Source organism: Idiomarina sp. UBA4206 (genome assembly GCF_002383015.1).
Classification (GTDB): domain Bacteria; phylum Pseudomonadota; class Gammaproteobacteria; order Enterobacterales; family Alteromonadaceae; genus Idiomarina; species Idiomarina abyssalis.
In genome coordinates this window covers 6088-8966 of the sequence record NZ_DFTS01000055.1, presented here as the reverse complement: position 1 = coordinate 8966, position 2879 = coordinate 6088, and the positions used below count along the sequence as shown (strand labels likewise).

Here is a 2879-nt window from a genome sequence, read left to right as displayed (position 1 = left end):
CCGGCGGGCTGGCACTAAAAGCTTTTCGTCTTTTACGTCCAGGGCGACGGTATAGCCAGGCTATTGAAGGGACCCACTGCTTCATGAATCCTCTTTTAACTTAGGAGCCACAGACTTCAATGCCTTTAAACTACCGGCCATAACCAAGGTTTCGTTCCCTTCCAGAGTTACAGATAATGAAGGGGTTACCGTTACATCATCCCGTCTCTTCAATAATAAAACATGAAAAAACTCACTATCATCGGGCATGATATCTTTCAGAGTTTTGCCTTTGAGGTAGTCGCCAATGCCAATTTCGACACAGAACCAATTATGTCCAAGCGACATATATTCATTGACCATTGGGTAGTTCAAAGACTGAGCCACCCGTATTCCCATTTCCTCTTCCGGATGGATAATACGGTTTACGCCCAACTTCGACAGAATTTGATGATGCGATTTTGACGTTGCTTTTGCCCAAATCTGTTTTACACCAATACTTTTCAGGTGCAAAACACATAACAAACTGGCTTGTAAATCTTCTCCAATAGCCACCAAGACCACTTCGCAGTTGGTTAAGTCCAGTTCCTCTAACGCTTTTTCATCAGTCACATCAGCAATGGCGGAGTGCGTTAGCACGTCGGCCATTGCCTCTACAGCTTTCTCATCCGAGTCGACACCAATAACACGATGTCCCATATCCAGCAGTTCCTTCGAGGTTCGGGCACCAAAGCGCCCTAAACCAATGACGCCAAATTCTGCCATGTCAGACTCCTATTGTGCTTTTGCCGGCGCCAGGAACAGCGCATTCATCAGCAAGGTGTTTAAACCGTCCATGTAAGCGCGGTAAGTGGGTTCCTGAGTAAAGCTGATAACCATACCATTACCCGTTGGCTGCCACATTAATAGCGGTTTGTAAGGCAGTTGCTGTGCAATGTCATCCCACAAAAAGCCGCTAGCCAGCATATCGTCCGCACCCGCAAACCAGGCAATATTTCTACCCTGGTTGATATCAATAGGTGTAAACACATCGTTGCCGTTATAAATACTGATAACCTGTGGCTTTACACCGGCACTTAACCAGTGGTCGGTATCCACCTCAGCATTTAGCAGCGCACCGGGCACCCAGTCCGGGTCAGCGCCGTGCGGCTTTATTTCCGTTAAGAACTGCTCGCGGCTTTCAATGACTTTACCGTCCACTTTAGCTTCGTCTTCCGGCTTAGTAACGCCTTCTTCGGGGACTTTGCGCTCAAGTTTAGTGTTTAACACGCCGGCTTCAACGGCCCAGGCAGAGGCGCTGCCTAAGGTTAATAAAACACCGCCGTCTGACACCCACTGCTTAATTTTTTCAACCGCTTTGTCATTTAAGACGTCTGCGTAGCGCCCCTCCGGCAGGATCAGAACATCAAGACCGTCCAAATCAGAACGAAGCAACTGCATAGTACGAATAGCTGTTACCGGATAGCCCATCTGACGCTCAATAACAAAGCGTGTATGGCCCGCATTATAGGCACTGACGGGTTCGTCCCAGGCAATAGCAATGTTTGGCGCTTCCAGCTTACTCACATTATGTGAACCGAAGTTCGGACCAGCGGTCATCCAGCTTGAATCGACGCCTTCAACGGTTGCGCCCGAGGCTTTAGCCAGTTCCTGCAGTTTTGCCTGTAAGCCACCCTGGTTGTCTGCGCGGGTTAAAATGAGCGAACCACTTGGAAAGTCGCCGGCGCTTTCATGGGTAAAGGCTAATTCGCTTTGGCGAACTTCCAGGCCTTCCCGCAAGGCGGCAGTAAGGAAGCGACCCGCATTCATGTCACCCCAGCGAACCAAAAAGGCCACCTTGGCGTCCGGGTTAATGACCTTACCGGGTTCAATGCGCCCTTCTTCAACCGATGCCGTGGCAACATCCGGCAGGTCATCACACTGATGACTGTCAACGTTAAACATTAATGGCAGTGACCAGCCGGTTACATCATAAATTTGGTCCGGCAGGTTGTTGTTTCGGCGTTGTTCCTGCTCCGCCAAAAAGTCATCCGCCATGTCCACTTGCTTATCCATTAAGGTACGTATCATGCGGTGTGCAGGTTGTGCCATATCAATGATGTAAGCGCCGACTTCATAGTCAGTTCCGCACACATCAAAGGCTTCCTCCGCCTGGTTCACATCAGCACCCTGCTCAACCAGCAAGGACGCCAGCTTGCGCGCAGCAGCCGGATCATCTTTGGCGGGCAGAATAATAGAACGGACATCGCCGTCTTCACCGGCTTCAACCGCTGATTTGCGGTATTCCCAGAACTTCTGCAACAAGGCTTCTCGACGCTCGGAAACCGTCTGTATTGTCGAAATAGACGCAATAAAATGCTGTTGAACACCATCGGCGTAGGTCAGCACGTCGCCGTCTTCGCGCTCAAACAAATGTCCACGCGCCGAAGCCATTTCATAAGTCATAGCAACTGAGCCCTGATAAAGCGGCCAACTGGCGCCATACCCCGGGTAAAAGGCATCAAAAATTTCACGGGTAAAGTAATCAAAGCCTTTTTCATCAAACCACTGACCATTATTCTTACCAATCCAGTTCAGCGTTTCCCGCTGCGCTTCGGTTATCAGTGGGTTATAAGGCCGCGCCTCGGGGGTGAAATAGTATGTGGAATCACCGCTCATTTCGTGCAGGTCAACAAACACCAGCGGATAATATTTTAGTAAGGCGTCAATTTGTCCGCTTATTTCAGGCTGCGTCAACGCAATCCAGTCGCGGTTCATATCAAACAGGTAATGGTTAGTGCGCCCGTTCGGCCAGGGTTCGTTATGCTCTGCACTGCGACGATCGCCTGAGTGCTCAAGCCCAACACTCATGTAGTAACGATCCACAAAACGAGCCCGCCCATCGGGGTTTTGCAATGGAT

Annotated in this window: 2 protein-coding genes; both read right to left on the bottom strand. The window is 50.0% G+C overall.

The genetic code is table 11. The features are described from left to right. Positions 1–81: 81 nt before the first annotated feature. Entirely contained in the window at positions 82–744 is a 663-nt protein-coding gene (locus B3180_RS11225) for a potassium channel family protein (protein WP_222236270.1), read from the bottom strand. A gap of 9 nt (positions 745–753) precedes the next feature. Beyond that, a partial coding sequence (locus tag B3180_RS11220) for a peptidase M14 (RefSeq protein ID WP_286844564.1) occupies positions 754–2879 on the bottom strand: 2126 nt, incomplete at its 5' end.

Excerpts from the sequence above, each read along its gene's own strand:
- B3180_RS11225 (WP_222236270.1), bottom strand. The coding sequence starts at position 744 with ATGGCAGAATTTGGCGTCATTGGTTTAGGGCGCTTTGGTGCCCGAACC.